The sequence below is a fragment of the Massilia sp. Root351 genome, assembly GCF_001425045.1.
Classification (GTDB): domain Bacteria; phylum Pseudomonadota; class Gammaproteobacteria; order Burkholderiales; family Burkholderiaceae_D; genus Rugamonas.
Map to the genome: position 1 here is coordinate 234390 of NZ_LMDJ01000034.1, position 18353 is coordinate 252742.

The 18353-nt window shown below is 64.8% G+C and carries 19 protein-coding genes; all 19 read right to left on the bottom strand.

The features are described from left to right. Positions 1-6: 6 nt before the first annotated feature. The gene (locus tag ASD15_RS27730; RefSeq protein WP_057158262.1) at positions 7-2406 is read right to left on the bottom strand and encodes a 3-hydroxyacyl-CoA dehydrogenase/enoyl-CoA hydratase family protein; all 2400 of its coding nucleotides are present in this window, start codon (positions 2404-2406) and stop codon (positions 7-9) included. 17 nt (positions 2407-2423) lie between these two features. Then, positions 2424-4214, bottom strand: a complete 1791-nt coding sequence (locus tag ASD15_RS27735; protein ID WP_057158263.1) for an acyl-CoA dehydrogenase C-terminal domain-containing protein — start codon at positions 4212-4214, stop codon at positions 2424-2426. 101 nt (positions 4215-4315) lie between these two features. Beyond that, on the bottom strand, positions 4316-4903 hold the full coding sequence (locus ASD15_RS27740) for a TetR/AcrR family transcriptional regulator (protein WP_056404066.1): 588 nt from the start codon (positions 4901-4903) through the stop codon (positions 4316-4318). A gap of 214 nt (positions 4904-5117) precedes the next feature. Next, the gene (locus ASD15_RS27745) at positions 5118-5495 is read right to left on the bottom strand and encodes an RNA-binding S4 domain-containing protein (protein WP_057158264.1); all 378 of its coding nucleotides are present in this window, start codon (positions 5493-5495) and stop codon (positions 5118-5120) included. After that, complete coding sequence (gene clsB, locus ASD15_RS27750) at positions 5495-6658, bottom strand: cardiolipin synthase ClsB (RefSeq protein ID WP_057158265.1); 1164 nt, start codon at positions 6656-6658, stop codon at positions 5495-5497. Before clsB ends, ASD15_RS27745 begins: the two co-directional genes overlap by 1 nt. Positions 6659-6664: 6 nt before the next feature. Further along, a complete protein-coding gene (locus tag ASD15_RS27755; protein ID WP_057158266.1) occupies positions 6665-7471 on the bottom strand; it encodes an endonuclease/exonuclease/phosphatase family protein in 807 nt (268 codons plus the stop codon). A 156-nt stretch (positions 7472-7627) separates the two neighbouring features. Then, on the bottom strand, positions 7628-7828 hold the full coding sequence (locus ASD15_RS27760) for a DUF2442 domain-containing protein (protein ID WP_229418370.1): 201 nt from the start codon (positions 7826-7828) through the stop codon (positions 7628-7630). Between the two features lie 59 nt (positions 7829-7887). After that, positions 7888-8067, bottom strand: coding sequence for a DUF4160 domain-containing protein (locus ASD15_RS33925; RefSeq protein WP_373888206.1), 180 nt, complete (start codon positions 8065-8067; stop codon positions 7888-7890). A gap of 21 nt (positions 8068-8088) precedes the next feature. Then, on the bottom strand, positions 8089-8706 hold the full coding sequence (locus tag ASD15_RS27765) for a GNAT family N-acetyltransferase (protein ID WP_057158268.1): 618 nt from the start codon (positions 8704-8706) through the stop codon (positions 8089-8091). Between the two features lie 92 nt (positions 8707-8798). Beyond that, positions 8799-9266 (bottom strand): dihydroneopterin triphosphate diphosphatase, encoded by a 468-nt coding sequence (nudB, locus tag ASD15_RS27770; protein ID WP_057158269.1) that lies wholly within the window; start codon positions 9264-9266, stop codon positions 8799-8801. A 47-nt stretch (positions 9267-9313) separates the two neighbouring features. Further along, positions 9314-11119 carry an aspartate--tRNA ligase gene (aspS, locus tag ASD15_RS27775; RefSeq protein WP_057158270.1) on the bottom strand — a complete coding sequence of 602 codons (1806 nt, stop codon included), beginning with the start codon at positions 11117-11119 and terminating at the stop codon, positions 9314-9316. Positions 11120-11148: 29 nt separating this feature from the next. Then, complete coding sequence (locus tag ASD15_RS27780) at positions 11149-11736, bottom strand: DUF502 domain-containing protein (RefSeq protein WP_057158271.1); 588 nt, start codon at positions 11734-11736, stop codon at positions 11149-11151. A 4-nt stretch (positions 11737-11740) separates the two neighbouring features. Beyond that, positions 11741-12052 (bottom strand): FmdB family zinc ribbon protein, encoded by a 312-nt coding sequence (locus ASD15_RS27785; protein ID WP_057158272.1) that lies wholly within the window; start codon positions 12050-12052, stop codon positions 11741-11743. A 65-nt stretch (positions 12053-12117) separates the two neighbouring features. Next, on the bottom strand, positions 12118-12747 hold the full coding sequence (locus ASD15_RS27790; RefSeq protein WP_057158273.1) for a methyltransferase: 630 nt from the start codon (positions 12745-12747) through the stop codon (positions 12118-12120). Then, positions 12744-14312, bottom strand: coding sequence for a ubiquinone biosynthesis regulatory protein kinase UbiB (ubiB, locus tag ASD15_RS27795; RefSeq protein ID WP_057158274.1), 1569 nt, complete (start codon positions 14310-14312; stop codon positions 12744-12746). Before ubiB ends, ASD15_RS27790 begins: the two co-directional genes overlap by 4 nt. Continuing rightward, a complete protein-coding gene (locus ASD15_RS27800) occupies positions 14309-14938 on the bottom strand; it encodes an SCP2 domain-containing protein (protein ID WP_057158275.1) in 630 nt (209 codons plus the stop codon). Before ASD15_RS27800 ends, ubiB begins: the two co-directional genes overlap by 4 nt. 113 nt (positions 14939-15051) lie before the next feature. Next, complete coding sequence (locus ASD15_RS27805) at positions 15052-16011, bottom strand: Tim44 domain-containing protein (protein ID WP_057158276.1); 960 nt, start codon at positions 16009-16011, stop codon at positions 15052-15054. Between the two features lie 13 nt (positions 16012-16024). Continuing rightward, positions 16025-16759: a bifunctional demethylmenaquinone methyltransferase/2-methoxy-6-polyprenyl-1,4-benzoquinol methylase UbiE gene (gene ubiE / locus ASD15_RS27810; RefSeq protein WP_057158277.1), complete on the bottom strand. Its 735-nt coding sequence runs from the start codon at positions 16757-16759 to the stop codon at positions 16025-16027. Positions 16760-16996: 237 nt separating this feature from the next. Then, positions 16997-18334 (bottom strand): RNA polymerase sigma factor, encoded by a 1338-nt coding sequence (locus ASD15_RS27815; RefSeq protein WP_057158278.1) that lies wholly within the window; start codon positions 18332-18334, stop codon positions 16997-16999. Between the last annotated feature and the right edge of the window lie 19 nt (positions 18335-18353).

Genomic DNA, 18353 nt, shown 5'->3' on the forward strand with positions numbered 1-18353 from the left:
GGCTGTTTAGTTGCGTACCGGCTTACCGGTTTGCAGCATGCCCATGATGCGCTCTTGCGACTTCGGATTGTTCAGCAGCTCCAGGAAGGCTTTGCGTTCCATGTCCAGCAGCCACTGCTCGCTCACCACGCTGCCCTGGTCGATGTCGCCGCCGGACACGATTTCAGCAATCATGTCGCCCAGCTTGAAGTCGTGCGCCGAGATGAAGCCGCCGTCGCGCATGTTGACCAGCTGGCCCTTGATGGTGGCCCAGCCGTAGCGGCCGGTCACGGTCACGGGACGCTGGATCGGTGCGCGGTAGCCCGCGTCGAACATGGCGCGCGCGGTCACTTTGGCCACGTGCAGCAGTTCGTACGGGTTGAACACGATCACGTCGTCTTCCTTCAGGTAGCCCATGGCCTTCGCTTCCAGCGCGGACTTCGATACTTGCGCGGTGGCGGCGTTGGTGAAGCCGGTCTTGAGGAATTGCAGGATGTCGTTGCCCTTGGCTTCCTTGAAGGCGCGTACCGCCGCCTCTTTCAGGCCGCCGCCGGCGGGAATCAGGCCCACGCCCACTTCCACCAGGCCGATGTAGGACTCGATCGAGGCCACGCGCTTCGATGCGTGCAGCGCCATTTCGCAGCCGCCGCCCAGCGCCAGGCCCGCAACGGCCGCAACCACCGGCACGTTGGAGTACTTCATGGCCTGGAAGGTGTCCTGCAGTTCCTTGATGATCGGGTCCACCGCTTTCGCGCCGCCCTGCATGAACGCAGGCAGTGCCGATTGCAGGTCGGCGCCGGCCGAGAAGGCGCCGCCGTCGGCCGCGTCCGCGCTCCAGATCACCAGGCCCTTGAAGTTCTTGCCGGCTTCTTCCAGGCCCATTTTCAGGCCCTTGATCACGCCGTCGCCGATCACGTGCATCTTGGTCTTGAGCGAGATCACCAATACGTCGTCGCCGGAGTGCCACAGGCGCACCGAGTCGTCCTCGAACACGGTGGTGCCGGCCTTGGTGCCGTCGATGGCGCCGCTGCCGAACAGGCCGGCGCGGAATTCCTGGCGCTTGTACACGTCCAGGGTCGAGCGCGGCACGTAGCTGTTCGATGCTGCCGAGTAGGAGCCTTCAGGGGTGTGCACGCCCTTCTCCGCCACCTGGCCTTCGAATACCCATGCCGGCAGCGGTTCGCTGCACAGGGCCTGGCCGGCGTCGATGTCGGCTTTCACCCACTCGGCGATCTGGGTCCAGCCTGCGGCCTGCCAGGTTTCGAACGGGCCCGATTTCCAGCCAAAGCCCCAGCGCAGCGCGAAGTCGATGTCGCGCGCGTTGTCGGCGATGTCCTTCATGTGCACGGCGATGTAGTGGAACATGTCGCGGAAGATCGCCCACAGGAACTGGCCTTGCGGGTTGGTCGATTCGCGCAGTGCCTTCATCTTCTTGACCGGATCCTTTTCCTTCAGGATGCGGGCGATGATGTCGGCTGCCTTGGCGCCGCCAGCGATGTATTCGCCGGTGGCGAAGTCCAGGCGCATGATGTCCTTGCCCACCTTCTTGTAGAAGCCGGCGCCGGTCTTCGAACCCAGCGTACCTTTTTCCACCAGCTTGCTCAGCACTTCAGGCGTCTTGTAGATGGCCGCGAACGGATCGTTCGGCAGGTAGTCCTGCATGGTCTTGATCACATGGCCCATGGTGTCCAGGCCGACCACGTCCGCGGTGCGGAAGGTGCCGGAGCTGGCGCGGCCCAGCTTGGAGCCGGTCAGGTCGTCGACCACGTCCACCGACAGGCCGAATTTTTCGGCTTCGTGGATGGTGGCCATCATGCCGAACACGCCCACGCGGTTGGCGATGAAGTTCGGGGTGTCCTTGGCGCGTACCACGCCCTTGCCCAGGGCCGAGGTCAGGAAGGTTTCCAGCTGGTCCAGGATTTCCGGCTTGGTGTCGGTGGTCGGGATCAGTTCCACCAGGTGCATATAGCGCGGCGGGTTGAAGAAGTGCACGCCGCAGTAGCGCGCCTTCAGGTCCGCGTCGAAGCCTTCGGCCAGCTTGTTGATCGACAGGCCCGAGGTGTTGGAGGCGAAGATGGCGTTGGCGGCGATGTGCGGCGCGACCTTCTTGTACAGGTCATGCTTCCAGTCCATGCGCTCGGCGATCGCTTCGATGATCAGGTCGCAGCCGGCCAGCAGGTCCAGGTTGTCTTCGTAGTTGGCCACCTGGATCAGCTCGGCGTCGGCCTTGTCGCCGAACGGCGCGGGCGACATTTTTTTCAGGTTCTCGATGGCGCGCAGCACGATGCCGTTCTTCGGCGTGCCTTCCTTGCCCGGCAGGTCGAACAGCACGACCGGCACTTTGGCGTTGACGCAGTGGGCGGCGATTTGCGCGCCCATGACGCCGGCGCCCAACACGGCTACTTTTTTAACGGTGAAATTGGTCATATCGGTCCTCTATGCTCTTAGAACAGGTCGGCGTCGAGCGCCATCAAGCTGGCGGCGCCGGAGCGTGCCTGGCGGATCAGGGTTGCGGTTTCCGGCTGCAGGCGGGCGAAGTAGAAGCGCGCCGTGGCCAGCTTGGCTTTGTAGAAGTTGTCGCCGGAGTCCTGCTTTTCCAGCGCGATCTTGGCCATCTGCGCGAAGAAGTAGCTGTACACCAGGTGGCCCACGACGCGCAGGTACGGCACGGCGGCCGCGCCCACTTCGTCCTGGTTCTGGAAGGCCTTCATGCCGATTTCCATGGTCAGCTTGCCGACTTTTTCGCCCAGGTCGCCCAGCGGGGTGATGAACTCGGACATCGCTTCGTCGGTGCCGTTTTCTTCCACGAAAGCGCGGATCTTGTCGCCGAACTTGCGCAGCTTGGCGCCGTTGTCCATCAGGATCTTGCGGCCCAGCAGGTCCAGCGACTGGATGGTGTTGGTGCCTTCGTAGATCAGGTTGATGCGCGCGTCGCGCACGTACTGCTCCATGCCCCATTCGGCGATGTAGCCGTGGCCGCCGTACACCTGCATCGCTTCCGAGGTGGCGATCCAGCCGTTGTCGGTGATGAAGGCCTTGACGATAGGGGTCAGCAGCGCCACTTCGTCGGCCGCTTCCTTGCGCACTTCTTCGTCCGGATGGTTCAGTTCGCGGTCGATCTGCAGCGCGATGTAGGACGTGAAGGCGCGCGCGCCTTCGGCGTAGGCCTTGCAGGTCAGCAGCATGCGGCGCACGTCAGGGTGCACGATGATCGGGTCGGCTTGCTTGTCCGGTGCCTTGACACCCGACAGGGAGCGCATCTGGATGCGGTCCTTGGCGTAGGTCAGCGCGTTCTGGTAGGCGATCTCGGTCAGGCCCAGCGACTGCATGCCCACGCCCAGGCGGGCCGCGTTCATGAACACGAACATGGCGTTCAGGCCCTTGTTCGGCTGGCCGATGATCCAGCCCTTGGCGCCGTCCAGGTTCATCTGGCAGGTCGAGTTGCCGTGGATGCCCATCTTTTCTTCGATGGCGCCGCAGGTGATCGGGTTGCGCGCGCCGACGCTGCCGTCCGCGTTCGGCAGGAATTTCGGCACCAGGAACAGCGAGATGCCTTTCGAGCCTTCCGGCGCATCCGGCACGCGGGCCAGCACCAGGTGCAGGATGTTGTCGGACATGTCGTGCTCGCCGGCCGAAATGAAGATCTTGTTGCCGGTGATGGTCCAGGAGCCGTCCGCTTCAGGGATGGCTTTCGAGCGCAGCATGCCCAGGTCGGTGCCGCAGTGCGGCTCGGTCAGGCACATGGTGCCGGTCCATTCGCCCGACACCAGCTTCGGCAGGTACAGGCGCTTCTGTTCGTCGGTGCCGTGTTCTTTCAGGCACTCGTAGGCGCCGTGCGACAGGCCGGGGTACATGGTCCAGGCCTGGTTCGACGAGTTCAGCATCTCGTAGAAGGAGTTGTTCAGCACGACAGGCAGGCCCTGGCCGCCGTACTCCGGATCGCAGGCCAGCGCGGCCCAGCCGCCTTCAACGTACTGCTTGTAGGCTTCCTTGAAGCCTTTCGGAGTGGTCACGGTCTTGTTGACCGGATCATGGGTGCAGCCTTCGCGGTCGCCCGAGTGGTTCAGCGGGAACAGCACTTCGGAGGTGAATTTCGCGCCTTCGTCCAGCACCGCGTTGATGATGTCGGCGTCGGTTTCCGCGTGGGCCGGCAGTTCTTTCAGCTGCTCTTCAACCTTCAAGAACTCGTGCAGCACGAATTGCATATCCCGGATTGGTGCGACGTATTGACCCATGATTTTCTCCTGATGGCGCAAACTAAAAAAGTTAGCTTAATAAGTAAAAGCGTGCCGCGGCGGACCGCAGCTGCCCGTGCATTCCGTGCACCCAGCCGAGGCTAGGTGCGGTAGTTTTCAATCAAGCGCGTAAAGCCGGTGCGGGCCCGTTCCACGCTGCCCGGCGTGCGCAGGAAGCGCGCGTCGTGGTGCACCGCGAGGATCAGGCCGTACATCTCGTACACCAGCTGCTGCGCGTCGGTGTCCTGCTTCAGGTCGCCTGTGTCGATGGCTTGCTGCACGCTGCGTACCAGTGCGCCTTGCCACGCCGACACCATGCCCACCAGCTCCTCGCGGATCGGGCCGGGCCGGTCGTCGTACTCGACGGCGCCGCTGATATAGATGCAGCCCGAGGCGATCTCTTCGCTGACGCGCGAAATCCAGCGCGCAAACATCGCACGCAGGCGCGGCAAACCGCGCGGTTCCTTAATGCTGGGGAAGAACACTTCCTGCTCGAAACGGTGGTGATACAGTTTCAGCACTTCCAGCTGCAAGTCCTCGCGCGAACCGAAGTGGGCGAACACGCCCGACTTGCTCATGTTCATCTTGTCCGCAAGCAAGCCAATGGTCAGGCCTTCCAGACCATCCCGGCTGGCCAGTTCCAGCGCCATATCCAGGATGGCTGCGCGAGTCAGCTCGCCCTTGCGCATAAATTTGATTGAAGTATTAATAGTTGCCACTCAAAGTTGTAGTCCAGGTCAGGGAGTTCTATTTTCTCCCACCTGGATTTTCTTCGTGTGAAAAGAATTGCGAACGCTCGTACTATTATCCAGCGAGGGGTAAATGTCAAACGGCTTCGTTAGAGGCGGCGTTCTATTGGTGCGCCGCAGCAAGAAAAAAGGAGCCACAGCTGCTTGTTTGGTGTCACTCGTCGTGGAAACGCCCCAGTTGACGGCGGTCGCGCTTGGTGGGGCGGCCCTTGAAGTCCGCGCCCGGTTCGTGAAACAGTTTGCGGCGCTCGTGTTCCGCAATGCGGCGCGCGATGCTGGCCTCGCTCTCCTGGTACAGCAGGCGTGCCACCGGGGCGCCGCTGCGCTTGTCTGAAATCCCCAACACCTGCACTTCCCACTCGTCCGAGCCGTTGTCGATGGCCAGCTTGTCGCCCACCCGCACGGCGCGCGCCGGCTTGACGCGCTCGCCGTCCAGCTTCACCTTGCCGGTTTCCACCGCGTCCGAGGCCAGCGAACGGGTCTTGAAGAAACGGGCCGCCCACAGCCATTTGTCGATGCGCACGTTTTCCATTATGCGTACTTCCCAGAAGCAAAAATTCTCATCAATATCAGATAGAAGAAGAAGGCGGCCTCGTAGCCGATGCGGCGCACGCGGCCCACGTGGGCGAAGTCTTCGGCGTGGATCACCACGCCATCGGCGATGCCCTGCTCGATGTGTTCGCGCAGGCTGCGGGCAAATTCCGCATCCTTGATGACCACGTTGGCTTCCTGGTTCAGGAACAGGCTCAGGCCGTCCACATTGCTGGAGCCCACCGTGGCCCAGTCGTCGTCGATGACGGCCACCTTGGCGTGCAGCTGGGTCTTGCGGTATTCCACCACTTTGACGCCGGCCGCCAGCAGCTTGGGGTAGAAGGAGTGCGCCACCGCGTCCTGCAGCCAGATCTCGCCCACGCCGATCAGCAGCACCACGTCCACGCCGCGCTGGGCGGCGCGCGCCAGCGCGTGGCGGAACTTGCGCCCGGGCGCGAAGTAGGGGTTGGCGATCAGCACGCTCTTCTTGGCGCGCCCCAGCGCCTGCAGGTAGGCGCGCTGGATGGTGGCGCGGTTGCGCAGGTTGTCGCGCACCACGAAGCCGGCTTGCACCGTGCTCTGGCGGGCGATCTTGTTCACCTTGCGCATTTCGTTGTACAGGCCGATACGCTTGATGATGCTCATCTTGCCCAGGCGCTGCCACTGGGTCTGCGCTTCCTGGTGGATGGAGGTCACCAGCGGACCGCGCACGGCCACCGCGAAGTCCCAGCGCGGCGCGGCCAGGCACACATCCGGCTTGGTGTCGCAGAACATGTCGTCGTTGATATTGATGCCGCCCACGAAGGCCACCTCGCGGTCCACCACGCAGATCTTGCGGTGGGTGCGCGTCACGCCGCGCTTGAACCAGGGGTTGAAGATGCGGTGCTCGACGCCGGCCGCGACCAGTTGCTCGTGCATGCGGTAGACCTGGCGGTGGCCGGTGCCGAACCAGTCGGTAATCATGCGCACCGTCACACCGCGCTGGGCGGCCCGCATCAGTGCGCCCAGCACGGATTGGCCGGTATCGTCGCCGGCGAAGATATAGGTTTCGAAGTAGACCTCGTACTGCGCCGCGTCGATCGCCTCCCTCAGGGCCGGGAAGTAATCGGTACCGCAATGCAGGAGCTTGACTTCGTTGTCGGCGATGAAATTGACTGAGCGCATACGGCGTCAGTTTAACCCCAGAGTCGCGACGATGGGAGAGTGGTCCGACAAGCGTGCCCACTCGGGTCCGTGCAGCACTTGCGCGGTCTCGACGCTGAAGCCGCGCACATAGATGCGGTCCAGCCGGAACACAGGCAAGGCGGCCGGGAAGGTGCGGGCCGGATGCAGGGCCGCCTTGCGCCGCGCCAGAGTACGGACCAGGTCGCCCAGCGCGGAGGGCGGGCGGATCTCATCGAAGACCTCCACCACTCCCAGCGCCTTGCGCAGTGTGGCGCTCAGGGTGTTGCGCCAGTCGTTGAAATCGCCGGCGATGATCACCGGCTCGTTGTCGGGTGCGGTCTCCTTGACCGCGTCGATCAGCGCCTGGGTCTGGCGCGTGCGGCCAGCCTCGAACAGGCCCAGGTGCACCACATAGCAGTGCACCGGCGTGCTCGGCGTATCGATAATGCAGTGCAGGATGCCGCGCGCCTCGTAGGCGTGGTCCGAGATGTCGGTATTGGTCCACTTGGCGATGGGGAAGTTGCTCAGCAGCGCGTTGCCGTGGTGGCCGTGGTCGTACTTGGCGTTCATGCCGTAGACAGAATGGCGGCCGTCGCCGAAGAACTCGTGCTGCGCGGTGGTGGGCCAGTGGCGGTGGCCGTGCAGCTCCTCGCCGAACTTTTCCGCGATGCGGTCGTGCTTGCCCTGCACTTCCTGCAGGAACACCACGTCCGCATCGAACTTGCCGATGGCCTGTTTGAGCGCGTGCACGCGCGGCTGAGAGCGGTACGACACGCCCTTGTGGATGTTATAGGTGGCGACTCGGATCTTCATGGGAATGATTCTACTCCCAACAGTCCGCTTGCCGCACGGCTAATGTTTTCTTCCAGTCTCTGTGCGGCGGCGCACAGACGTAGTGATGGCCTGGGGCACGCTATTTACGGCCCGGACAGGGAACACCGAATAGTGATTGATGAAATGGACCGCAATCTACTTCAGGACCGCTTGATCGGCATGCCGGTCGCCGCAAGCGGCGAGCAGATGCGCCACGCTGACGTCCTCGTCCAACGCTTCCCAATGCAGCCCGAGCACACTGATCAGATAGTCCGACCGCTGTTCGGCAGACGCCCGCTGCAGACGCGGAAAGCGCGCCAAGGGGACGCTCAGCGTGCGCTCGTCGTCCAATAGCACTGCATCGATTCGCCCTGGAAGGGCACACTCACTGCTCTGGGTTCATTCATGAAAGAATTCTATCCAACTCTTCGACAACCTCCAGGCAGTCGCCGGAATTTTGCCACAGCGTTGCCGTGCCTGACGTGAATGTGCGCTGGCTCGCGCGGCGTGCCTTCGCTTGAGAAAAAGAAGAAAACATAGCCTTTGTAGCGCAACACTGCTGGCATGCCAAGCTCCGCGAGGACGCAAGCTTTCATGCTACGCCAGCAGCGGCTGTATCAATTGCGGAGAGTCCTATCATTGAACAGCAGGTACCAGAACAAGGCAGTTTCATGGGCGGTGCCGGGATGGGTGGCGTAGAGGCTGCGGTCGAAGCCGCGCAGCTGGTAGCCGTGGCGGGCGTACAGGCGGCAGGCGGGGACGTTGCTGTCCTGGGTTTCAAGCATGATGCCGGGCAGGCCTCGCCCGCGCGCCCACGCCTCCGCGTGCGCCAGCAAGGCGCTGCCGACGCCAAGGCGGCGCGCACCGGCGTCAACCAGGATGTCGTCGATGACGGCCAGGCCGTTCCAGCCGGTGGAGAGCAGCAGCAAGCCGCAGGGCTTGCCTGCCGCGTAGGCGAGGAAGGCGGCGCTGTCGGCGCTGCCGAGGTATTCGGCCGGCAGCGGAGCGCTGGCCCCGCCGCGGTCGCTGTCTGCGCGGTCGAGCTCGTGGTAGTCCTTGCGGTAGGGCGGCACCGGCATGGCTTGCCAGGTGATGGCGTCCGGCGTGGCGCTCAGCAACAGGCGTTCGGCGATGGTGAAGGAGCCGTCCAGCGCGGCAGCGTCGGGCGCGTTGCGGGCATCGGCGGCAAGGATGGCGATCGCGGGCGCGGTCATGGGCGGCTCATCGGCGCTCATCAGCGGCTCGCGGGAAGCTCATAGGAGGCTTGTGGGAGGCTTATAGGCGGCTCCTTGGGGCGCATGGGAGTGGTGACTTGCCGGCTGGCGGGTCAGGCGCCGCGCAGCGAGGCCAGCTGGTGCGGCAGCTGCAGCACGGCTTCGGCGTTGGAGGACGAGAAGCACTGGTCGGCGGCTTCCAGGTAGGGCAGCCACACATATTGCGTGTGCTCGCGCGGGCTGAGCAGGATGGGGATGTCGCGCGGCACCTGCACGCTGAACACGTGCTCGGTGTTGTGCGTCACGCCCGGCGCATAACGGTGGCGCCAGATGGGGTAGATTTCGTAGACGTTGGACAGCCGCCAGTCGCGCAGCGCGATGGTGTCGCCGTCGGCGACGATGCCGGTTTCCTCGAACAGCTCGCGCGTGGCGGTCGCCAGCAGCGGCTCGTCCGGCGCGTCCAGCGAGCCGGTGACGGATTGCCAGAAGCCGGGATTGCCGGCCCGCTCGATCAGCAGCACTTGCAGCTCGGCCGTGTGGATCACCACCAGCACCGATTCAGGGATCTTGTAAGGCTTCATAGTTCCGATAAAAGAAAAGGCGCCGCGGCGCCTTTTCCATTGCTACATTAGCCGGCCACCTTCGGCTCGGCGGCGCGCAGGCGGATATGCAGCTCTTTCAGCTGCTTCTCGTCCACTTCCGATGGAGCGTGGGTCAGCAAGTCTTGCGCACGCTGGGTTTTCGGGAAGGCGATCACGTCGCGGATCGAATCGGACTTGGTCATCAGGGTCACGATACGGTCCAGGCCGAATGCCAGGCCGCCGTGCGGAGGCGCGCCGTATTGCAGCGCATCCAGCAGGAAGCCGAACTTCAGGCGCGCTTCGTCGGCGTCGATCTTCAGCGCGCGGAACACTTTCGATTGCACTTCTTCGCGGTGGATACGGATCGAACCGCCGCCCAGTTCCCAGCCGTTCAGCACCATGTCGTAGGCCTTGGCGATGCAGGCGCCCGGATTGGTTTCCAGCATGTCCTCGTGGCCGTCTTTCGGCGCGGTGAACGGGTGGTGGGTCGCGGTCCAGCGGTCGGCTTCTTCGTCGTATTCAAACATCGGGAAGTCGATCACCCACAGCGGCGACCAGACGTCGTCGAACAGGCCGGCTTTCTTGCCGAACTCGGAGTGGCCGATCTTCACGCGCAGCGCGCCGATGGCGTCGTTCACGACTTTCGCTTTGTCGGCGCCGAAGAAGATCAGGTCGCCGTCCTGCGCGCCCGTCAGTTCCAGGATCTTGGCCAGGGTGGCGTCGTCGATGGTCTTGACGATAGGCGATTGCAGGCCGTCGCGGCCTTTCGCCTTTTCGTTGACCTTGATGTAGGCCAGGCCCTTGGCGCCGTAGATGGCCACGAACTGGGTGTAGGCGTCGATTTCCGAACGCGGCATCGAGCCGCCTTGCGGCACGCGCATGCCGACCACGCGGCCGTTAGGCATGTTGGCGGCGGCGTTGAAGATCTTGAACTCGACGTTCTTCACCACCTCGGTCAGTTCGGTGAACTCCAGCTTGACGCGCATGTCCGGCTTGTCCGAACCGTACTTGCCCATGGCTTCGGAGAAGTTCATCACCGGGAACGGGTTCGGCAGGTCCACTTCCATGGTGTTCTTGAACACCAGGCGGATCATGTCTTCGAACAGGTCGCGGATCTCCTGTTCGGTCAGGAACGAGGTTTCGCAGTCGATCTGGGTGAATTCAGGCTGGCGGTCGGCGCGCAGGTCCTCGTCGCGGAAGCACTTGGTGATCTGGTAGTAGCGGTCGAAGTTGGCCACCATCAGCAGCTGCTTGAACAGCTGCGGCGACTGCGGCAGTGCGAAGAAGTTGCCGGCGTTCACACGCGACGGCACCAGGTAGTCGCGCGCGCCTTCCGGGGTGGACTTGGTCAGCATCGGGGTTTCGATGTCGATGAAGCCCAGCGCGTCCAGGTATTTGCGCACTTCCATCGTCACCTTGTAGCGCAGGCGCAGGTTGTTCTGCATCTGCGGACGGCGCAGGTCCAGCACGCGGTGGGTCAGGCGGGTGGTTTCGGACAGGTTGTCGTCGTCCAGCTGGAACGGAACTGCCACGGAGGGGTTCAGCACTTCCAGTTCGGAGCAGATCACTTCGATCTTGCCCGATTTCAGGTTGTTGTTGATGGTGCCGGCCAGGCGGTCCTTGACCACGCCGGTCACGCGCAGGCAGAACTCGTTGCGCACGGATTCGGCCGCCTTGAAGACTTCCGCCTGCTCCGGGTTGCAGACGATCTGAACCAGGCCTTCGCGGTCGCGCAGGTCGATGAAAATCACGCCGCCGTGGTCGCGGCGACGGTGTACCCAACCGCACAGGCTGACGGTTTGGCCGAGCTGGGCTTCAGTGGTGAGGCCGCAGTAGTGAGTGCGCATAGACATGGTTATTTCTCAGTTCAGGTTAATTTGGTTCATTCGGGCGCAACCACGCCCATGGAAACGATGTACTTCAGGGCGGCATCGACGCTCATATCGAGCTCGATAACATCTTTTTTGGCCAACATCAGGAAGAATCCCGAGGTCGGGTTCGGCGTGGTGGGCACGTACACGCTGACGTACTCGCCCTCCAGGTGCTGCTTCACATCGCCGCCCGGCACGCCGGTCAGGAAAGCGATGGTGCGCGAATTCTGGTGCGGATACGGGATCAGCACGGCCTTGCGGAAGGCGTTGCCCGACGACGAAAACAGCGTGTCCGACACTTGCTTGACGCTGCCGTACAGCGAGCTGACCACCGGGATGCGGTGCAGCAGCTTTTCCCACATGCGCACGATGTAGTTGCCGACCAGGTTGTTGGTCAGCAAGCCGGTCAGGAACACGATCAGCACGGTCAGGATCGTGCCCAGGCCGGGAATGTCGAAACCGAACAGGGCTTTCGGACGGTACTGCGCCGGCACCAGCAGCAGCGACTGGTCCATGGTGCTGATCACCAGGTTCAGCACCCAGGCGGTGATCGCGATCGGAACCAGGATCAGCAGGCCGGTAATGAAATATTTGCGCATTGGATCAAGCCGAAGTGGTGGTGCTGGCCGGCGCGGCTGCGGGGGCGGCGGCCGTGCTGTCGGACTTGGCGTCGGGCTTGCCCTCCGGCTTGGCGTCGGCCGGTCCGGTGGCCACGCCGGTCGCAGGCGGCGTGCCGCCGCGGAAATCGGTGGCGTACCAGCCCGTACCCTTCAGCTGGAAACCGGCGGCGGTCAGCTGCTTCTTGAAGGTTGCCTTGCCGCACGTAGGGCAATCGGTCAGGACCGGATCGGACATCTTCTGCAAAACATCCTTGGCAAAGCCACAGTCGTCGCAGCGGTAAGCGTAGATCGGCATTCAATTACTCCGCAAAAATCATCAAAACCCTGAATTATAAAGCCTTTTCCGGCGCGTAATGCGAATTACAGCCGCCGCCAGGCCATCCAGCGCTCCTTGCCCGCGAAAACCGGCATGGAATCCAACACCGCCTCGTCGGCCACGCAGCGGAAATGCGGCGCGAGCAGGGCGTCCAGCGCCTCGCGCGCGATGCCGAAGGGCGGGCCCTTGGGGTTGTTGTCAAAGAAGAAATAGCCGGCCAGCAGCGCGCCGGGCGGCAGCAGCTCGGCCCAGCGCGCCGCCACTGGCGGCCACATGGCGCGCGGCAAGGCGCACAGGAAGGCGCGCTCGTAGATCAGGTCCAGCGGCGCGGACGGCCGGTACTGGAAGAAATCCGCCTCCACCACCCTGCCCTGCCACTGCGGGCCGACAGCCTGGCGCGCGGCGGCCACGGCGGCCGGCGAAAAGTCGATGGCGGTGGCGTCCCAGCCCGCTTCGGACAGGAAGGCGAGTTCGTAGGCAGAGCCGCAGCCGGGTATCAATACGGTCGGCAAGCCGTGCAGTTCGGTGGCGAACTGGCGCAGGCGCTCGGGCACGCCGCCCCGGTCCCAGGGCGTGTAACCCTGGTCGAAGCGCTCGTCCCAGAAGGCCGGGTCGAGCGGGTCGCGCGAGGCGAACGCCGGGACCGGCGCCGGTGGCGGGGATGGCTGCGTCATAGCAGGCCGCGCCAGCGCATGTAAGCTTGCAGACCCAGCGCGCCGACCGCGAAGGCGCCGGCGAAATAGACCACGAAGCTGATCAGCCGGTTGGTGCGCTGCTGCTCGGCGATGAGCACGCGCAGCAGTTCATTGTTGGTGTTGTCCGGCTCGCCGGCCACGCTGAGCGCGCGGTGCATCAGGCGCGGCAGCTGCGGCAGCACGTGGGTGTAGCGCGGCGCCTCGGCCTTCAGGCGCTCCAGCATGCCCTGCCAGCCGACCTGCTCGGCCATCCAGTTTTCCAGGTAGGGCTTGGCGGTCTTCCACAGGTCCAGGTCCGGGTCCAGCTGGCGCCCCAGGCCTTCGATGTTGAGCAGGGTCTTTTGCAGCAGCACCAGCTGCGGCTGCACTTCCACGTTGAAGCGGCGCGAGGTCTGGAACAGGCGCAGCAGGATCTGGCCGAAGGAGATGTCTTTCAGCGGCCGGTCGAAGATCGGCTCGCAGCAGGCGCGCACCGCCGACTCCAGCTCGTCGACGCGGGTTTCCTTGGGCGCCCAGCCCGATTCGATGTGGGCCTCGGCCACACGCTTGTAGTCGCGCCGGAAGAAGGCCAGGAAGTTCTGCGACAGGTAATCCTTGTCGAAGTCGTTCAGGGTGCCGACGATGCCGAAGTCGAGCGCAATGTAGCGGCCGAAGGTGGCCGGGTCGATCGACACCAGGATGTTGCCGGGATGCATATCTGCATGGAAGAAGCCGTCACGGAACACCTGGGTGAAGAAGATTTCCACGCCGTCGCTGGACAGTTTTTTCAAGTCCACGCCGGCTTCCATCAAGCGGTCGATCTGCGACACGGGGATGCCGTGCATGCGCTCCATCACGATCACGCTGGACGAGCAATAGTCCCAGTACATTTCCGGCACCAGCAGCAAGTTGCCGTCGGCGAAGTTGCGCCGCAGCTGGCTGGCGTTGGCCGCCTCGCGCATCAGGTCCAGTTCGTCGTGCAGGTATTTGTCGAACTCGCCCACCACCTCTTTCGGCTTGAGGCGCTTGCTGTCGGCCCACAGGCGGCCGATCCAGTCGGCGGCGATATGCATCAACGCCACGTCCTCGTCGATCAGCTTCTTCATGCCCGGGCGCAGCACCTTGACGGCCACTTCCTTGCCGTCCTTCAGGACGGCGAAGTGCACCTGCGCGATCGAGGCCGACGCGACGGGGATGCGCTCGAAGCTGGCAAACAGGCGGTCCGGATGGTCGCCCAGCGAACGCTGGATCTGGGCGATGGCCAGGTCCGAATCGAACGGCGGCACGCGGTCCTGCAGCAGCGCCAGCTCTTCCACGATGTCGAGCGGGATCAGGTCGCGCCGGGTGGACAGCACCTGGCCGAACTTGACGAAGATCGGTCCCAGCTCCTCCAGCGCCAGGCGCAGGCGCAGGCCGCGCGGCGCGGAGATGTCGCGCCAGAAGAAGAAGGTGTCGATCAGCTTGGCCGTGCGCGGCACGCGCAGGCCGGAGAAGGCGATTTCATCGAGTCCGTACTGGACGGCGACCCGCAGGATTTTCAGCAGGCGCAGGAATTTCAAGATCATGTATGGTCCCCGGCGCCCTGCGCCAGTTTCTTTTCCAGGTTGGCCAGGCGCTTGGCGAAGCGCTCGGTGTCGTCGCGCAGGCGGCGCACTTCCGCGCCGAACTGCTCGGTCACGGCCGGGCGTACCAGCAGCGGATTCTCTTCAAGGAAGTACTCGGCGGCGTTCTCGGCCAGCTTGCGCTGCCCGCTCTTGAGCGCCTCGAAGGCGGCCCTGGCGCCGCCCGCCAGGCGCGTGGCGGCCAGCGGGCCGACCAGCTTTTCCAGGTCATGTTCGGCCTCCCAGCGCAGCGATTTGGACAGCTGCGAGATGGCGTTGGCAAATTCGGCGTCGCCCTCGATCTGCACGTAGGAAAAGGCGCGCTCGCGGTTTTGCGCGATCAGCGGCAGGTCGGACAGCTTGAGGCGGATGGTGACATTGGCTGCGGCATCGGCCGGCGCGGCTTCCACCATGCCGTCGGCGGTCACGCCCAGGCGCAGCTCGACCGGCGCGGCGGCGATGCAGGCCACCTTGCCGGCGTGCAGGCGCAGGGCCGCGCGGGCCCACGGCTCCTGGGCCAGCAGATGGTTGATGGTGGCGGCGACGGGCGCCAGCGGTGTAGGCAGATTGGGTATGGTCGGTGAAGGCATGCGTGCAGGCGCTTAAAAAAACAAAACCGCCCAGTTTGCCTGGGCGGTCTTGATCTTACCAGTTTGCCGGGCGCTTGCCCGGCGTGGTGGCGAAAAAACGGGAACGCCAGCGCTTAGGCAAGCTGCTGGATGCCGGCCAGCAGCCAGCCGCCGTTGCCGGAAACCGGCTTGCTCAGGTTCCACACTTCGTGGAACGGCTCGGCCAGCGCGTCCGGTGCGGACTTGATCGAGCCCATGAACTTGACGCTGGCCAGGTAGTCCTTGCCGTCGTTCTCGATGCCCAGCAGCTCGGCGTCGATGGTGACCACGTCGGTGTAGTCGGCCTGGCCGTTGCGCTCGGCGATCTGCATCTTCAGCTCGGCGAACACTTCCGGGGTGGTGAATTCGCGGATGTCGGCCGAATCGCCCTTGTCCCAGGCCGCTTGCAGGCGGATGTAGTTGCTCTTGGCATGGCGCAGGAAGGACGCCGTGTCGAAGTCGGCCGGCACGCCCCAAGGGGTGTGGGCCGCAACAGGCGCCGCTTTATCCAGGTTCAGGCCGCCCGAGACCGGCTGCAGCGGCGGCAGGCCGGAGCCGATTTCCGGCGTACGTGCCATCGGCTGCTGTGGCTGAGGCTGCCATGCGCTGCCGCCATTGCCGCCGAAGCCGGCCGCTGCCGCGGCAGGACGCTGCGGCGACATGCGGCTGCGCACCAGGCGGAAGATCAGGTAGGCCGCGCCGGCGATCAGCGCGAACGTCAGCATGGTGCCGATCATGCTGGCCAGGGCGCCGCCCAGGCCGAAGTGCGACAGCAGGGCGCCCAGGCCGAGGCCCAGCAGCGCGCCGCCCAGGATGCCTTTCCAAGGGCTGGAAGGTTTCGGCGCGGCTGCCGGCGGCGTGGCCGCCGCGGCTGCGGGCGTGGCCTGGCGGGCCTGGGCCGGGGTCGGCGCAGGCTGGGCCGGCATCTTGCTCACGCTTTGGGACTGGCGTCCGATGGAGCGGCCGCCGCCCATGGGACGGGCGATCGCCTCGCCCAGCATGGCGGTGGCGGACAATGCCAGCACAGCGCTAACCAGAATCTTTTTCATGTTCATGATGTTTTCCCGCTTACAGTTTGATACCGGTGTGCAAAGCGGCCACACCCGCCGTCAGGTTGTAATACTGGACCCGCTCCAGTCCCGCATCCTGCATCATCGTTTTCAGGGTTTCCTGGTCGGGATGCATGCGGATCGATTCAGCCAGGTAACGGTAGCTTTCCGCGTCACCGGCAATTTTCTGTCCCAGCCAAGGCAGCACCGAGAACGAATACAGATCATACGGCTTTTGCAACGGTTCCGCGACTTTTGAGAATTCCAGCACCAGCAGCTTGCCGCCCGGCTTCAGCACGCGGCGCATTTCGGCCAGCGCCTGGTCCTTGTGCGTCATGTTGCGCAGGCCGAACGCCACGCTGACCCGGTCGAAATAATTGTCGGGGAACGGCAATTTTTCCGCGTCACACAGCAAGGTGGGGGTGACCAGGCCGCGATTCAAGAGGCGATCGCGGCCCACGCGCAGCATGGACTCATTAATATCGGTCAGCCACACCTCGCCGCTGGGGCCGGCCTGCTTGGCGAAAGCCTTGGCCAGGTCGCCGGTGCCGCCGGCGATGTCCAGGCATTTGAAACCGGGACGCACGGCCGCGTTGGCGATGGTAAACGTCTTCCACAGGCGATGCAGACCGGCCGACATCAGGTCGTTCATCACGTCGTACTTGGCGGCCACCGAGTGGAACACCTTGGCGACTTCCTTCACTTTATCGTCTTCGGAGACGGTCTTGTAGCCGAAATGGGTGGTATTGGTCATGGTCTGGGAAGCTGTGGATTTGCCTGCATTATACAAGCGCAGCAGGGAAAATCCCTCCGGAGCTTGATCTGGGTGGAGGCGGCCAGCCGTGGCGGTCCCAGGCTGGCAGCACTGGACAGGCAAAGGCGCGGTTTGCTCTCAGCGCGCAGAACCAGTTCTTGACAGAGGGAATCGCCATCGGCGTCCTTGCGGAACTATGGGTCTGTGGCGGCGGCCTGGCCGCATACCGCTGGATTTTCACGCGGGAAGATTGAGCAGTTCCGCGCGGCGGGATTGCAGGTACTGGCGCTCGACGGCGTTGCTGGCGAGCTCGCAGGCGCGGTCATAAGCGGCGATGGCGGCAGGGTCGCCCTGGCGGCGCAGCAGTTCGGCCTTGGCAGCGTGCAGGTAATGGAAACCGTCCAGCTGGCCGCCCTGCTCCAGCCTGGCAATCCAGGCCAGCCCCTGCGCCGGGCCGCCGGCCATGCCGAGCGCGACGGCGGCGTTCAACTCCACCACCGGCGTGGGCAGGTGGCGCAGCAGCGCGCCGTACAGGGCCGAGATCTGTGGCCAGTCGGTTTCCGCCGCGCCGGCAGCCTTGCTGTGCAGCGCCGCGATGGCGGCCTGGATCTGGTATGGGCCGGGCCGGCGCAGCGGCAAGGCCGCGTCCAGCAGCGCCAGGCCTTCGGCGATGGCGGCGCGGTCCCACAGGCTGCGGTCTTGCGTTTCCAGCGTCATCAACCCGCCGTCGGCCGAGGCGCGGGCGCCGCTGCGGGCGTGGGTCAGCAGCATCAGGGCCAGCAGACCCTGCACCTCGGCGTCGCGCGGCGCCAGCTCGGCCAGCAGGCGGCCCAGCCGGATCGCTTCGCGGCACAGGTCGGTACGCACCAGGCGCTGGCCGCTGGTGGCGCCGTAGCCTTCGTTGAACACCAGGTAGATCACTTGCAGCACCAGCGCCAGGCGCGCCGGCAGCTGGTCCGGCGCCGGCACGGCGAAGGGAATCTTCGCGTCGACGATCTTGCGCTTGGCGCGCACCAGGCGCTGGGCGGTGGCCGCCTCGCTCTCGCAGTAGGCGCGCGCAATCTCGCGGGTGGACAGGCCGCACAGCGTGCGCAAGGCCAGCGCCGTCTGCGCGCCGGAGGCCAGGGCTGGGTGGCAGCAGATGAAGATCAGGCGCAGGCGGTCGTCGTCCACCGCCAGGCTGTAGCCGGCTGCCGAGAAGGCCGGCGCAGGGGCGCCAGCGCCGGCGCCGGCGCTGGCGCTACCGCTACCGTCCACGCGCGCGAAGCAGCCGTCGACGCCGGCGTCCGTGTCCGCGGCCGGCTCCTGCGCCAGCCGCGCCAGCGCTTCGCTGGAGTCGGGCAAGGTCCAGCCGGCGCGGCGCAGGTAGTCAAGGCCGGCGTTGCGGGCGACCGTGGTCAGCCAGGCCGCAGGGTTGGCGGGCAGGCCGTCGCGCGGCCAGCGCTCCAGCGCTTTGCCGTAGGCGTCCTGCAGCAAGTCCTCGGCCAGGCTGATGTCGCCGAAACGGCGTATCAGCCCGGCCAGCACCCTGCCGCCCTCGCGCCGGCACACCTCCTCCACCGCCCGCGTCAGCATGCTAGCGAGCTGAGCCGCA

Coding starts and splice junctions, on each gene's coding strand:
- ASD15_RS27730 (WP_057158262.1), bottom strand. CDS start 2,406: ATGACCAATTTCACCGTTAAAAAAGTAGCCGTGTTGGGCGCCGGCGTC.
- ASD15_RS27735 (WP_057158263.1), bottom strand. CDS start 4,214: ATGGGTCAATACGTCGCACCAATCCGGGATATGCAATTCGTGCTGCAC.
- ASD15_RS27740 (WP_056404066.1), bottom strand. CDS start 4,903: ATGCGCAAGGGCGAGCTGACTCGCGCAGCCATCCTGGATATGGCGCTG.
- ASD15_RS27745 (WP_057158264.1), bottom strand. CDS start 5,495: ATGGAAAACGTGCGCATCGACAAATGGCTGTGGGCGGCCCGTTTCTTC.
- clsB (WP_057158265.1), bottom strand. CDS start 6,658: ATGCGCTCAGTCAATTTCATCGCCGACAACGAAGTCAAGCTCCTGCAT.
- ASD15_RS27755 (WP_057158266.1), bottom strand. CDS start 7,471: ATGAAGATCCGAGTCGCCACCTATAACATCCACAAGGGCGTGTCGTAC.
- ASD15_RS33925 (WP_373888206.1), bottom strand. CDS start 8,067: ATGAAAGCTTGCGTCCTCGCGGAGCTTGGCATGCCAGCAGTGTTGCGC.
- ASD15_RS27765 (WP_057158268.1), bottom strand. CDS start 8,706: ATGAGCGCCGATGAGCCGCCCATGACCGCGCCCGCGATCGCCATCCTT.
- nudB (WP_057158269.1), bottom strand. CDS start 9,266: ATGAAGCCTTACAAGATCCCTGAATCGGTGCTGGTGGTGATCCACACG.
- aspS (WP_057158270.1), bottom strand. CDS start 11,119: ATGTCTATGCGCACTCACTACTGCGGCCTCACCACTGAAGCCCAGCTC.
- ASD15_RS27780 (WP_057158271.1), bottom strand. CDS start 11,736: ATGCGCAAATATTTCATTACCGGCCTGCTGATCCTGGTTCCGATCGCG.
- ASD15_RS27785 (WP_057158272.1), bottom strand. CDS start 12,052: ATGCCGATCTACGCTTACCGCTGCGACGACTGTGGCTTTGCCAAGGAT.
- ASD15_RS27790 (WP_057158273.1), bottom strand. CDS start 12,747: ATGACGCAGCCATCCCCGCCACCGGCGCCGGTCCCGGCGTTCGCCTCG.
- ubiB (WP_057158274.1), bottom strand. CDS start 14,312: ATGATCTTGAAATTCCTGCGCCTGCTGAAAATCCTGCGGGTCGCCGTC.
- ASD15_RS27800 (WP_057158275.1), bottom strand. CDS start 14,938: ATGCCTTCACCGACCATACCCAATCTGCCTACACCGCTGGCGCCCGTC.
- ASD15_RS27805 (WP_057158276.1), bottom strand. CDS start 16,011: ATGAACATGAAAAAGATTCTGGTTAGCGCTGTGCTGGCATTGTCCGCC.
- ubiE (WP_057158277.1), bottom strand. CDS start 16,759: ATGACCAATACCACCCATTTCGGCTACAAGACCGTCTCCGAAGACGAT.
- ASD15_RS27815 (WP_057158278.1), bottom strand. CDS start 18,334: ATGCTGACGCGGGCGGTGGAGGAGGTGTGCCGGCGCGAGGGCGGCAGG.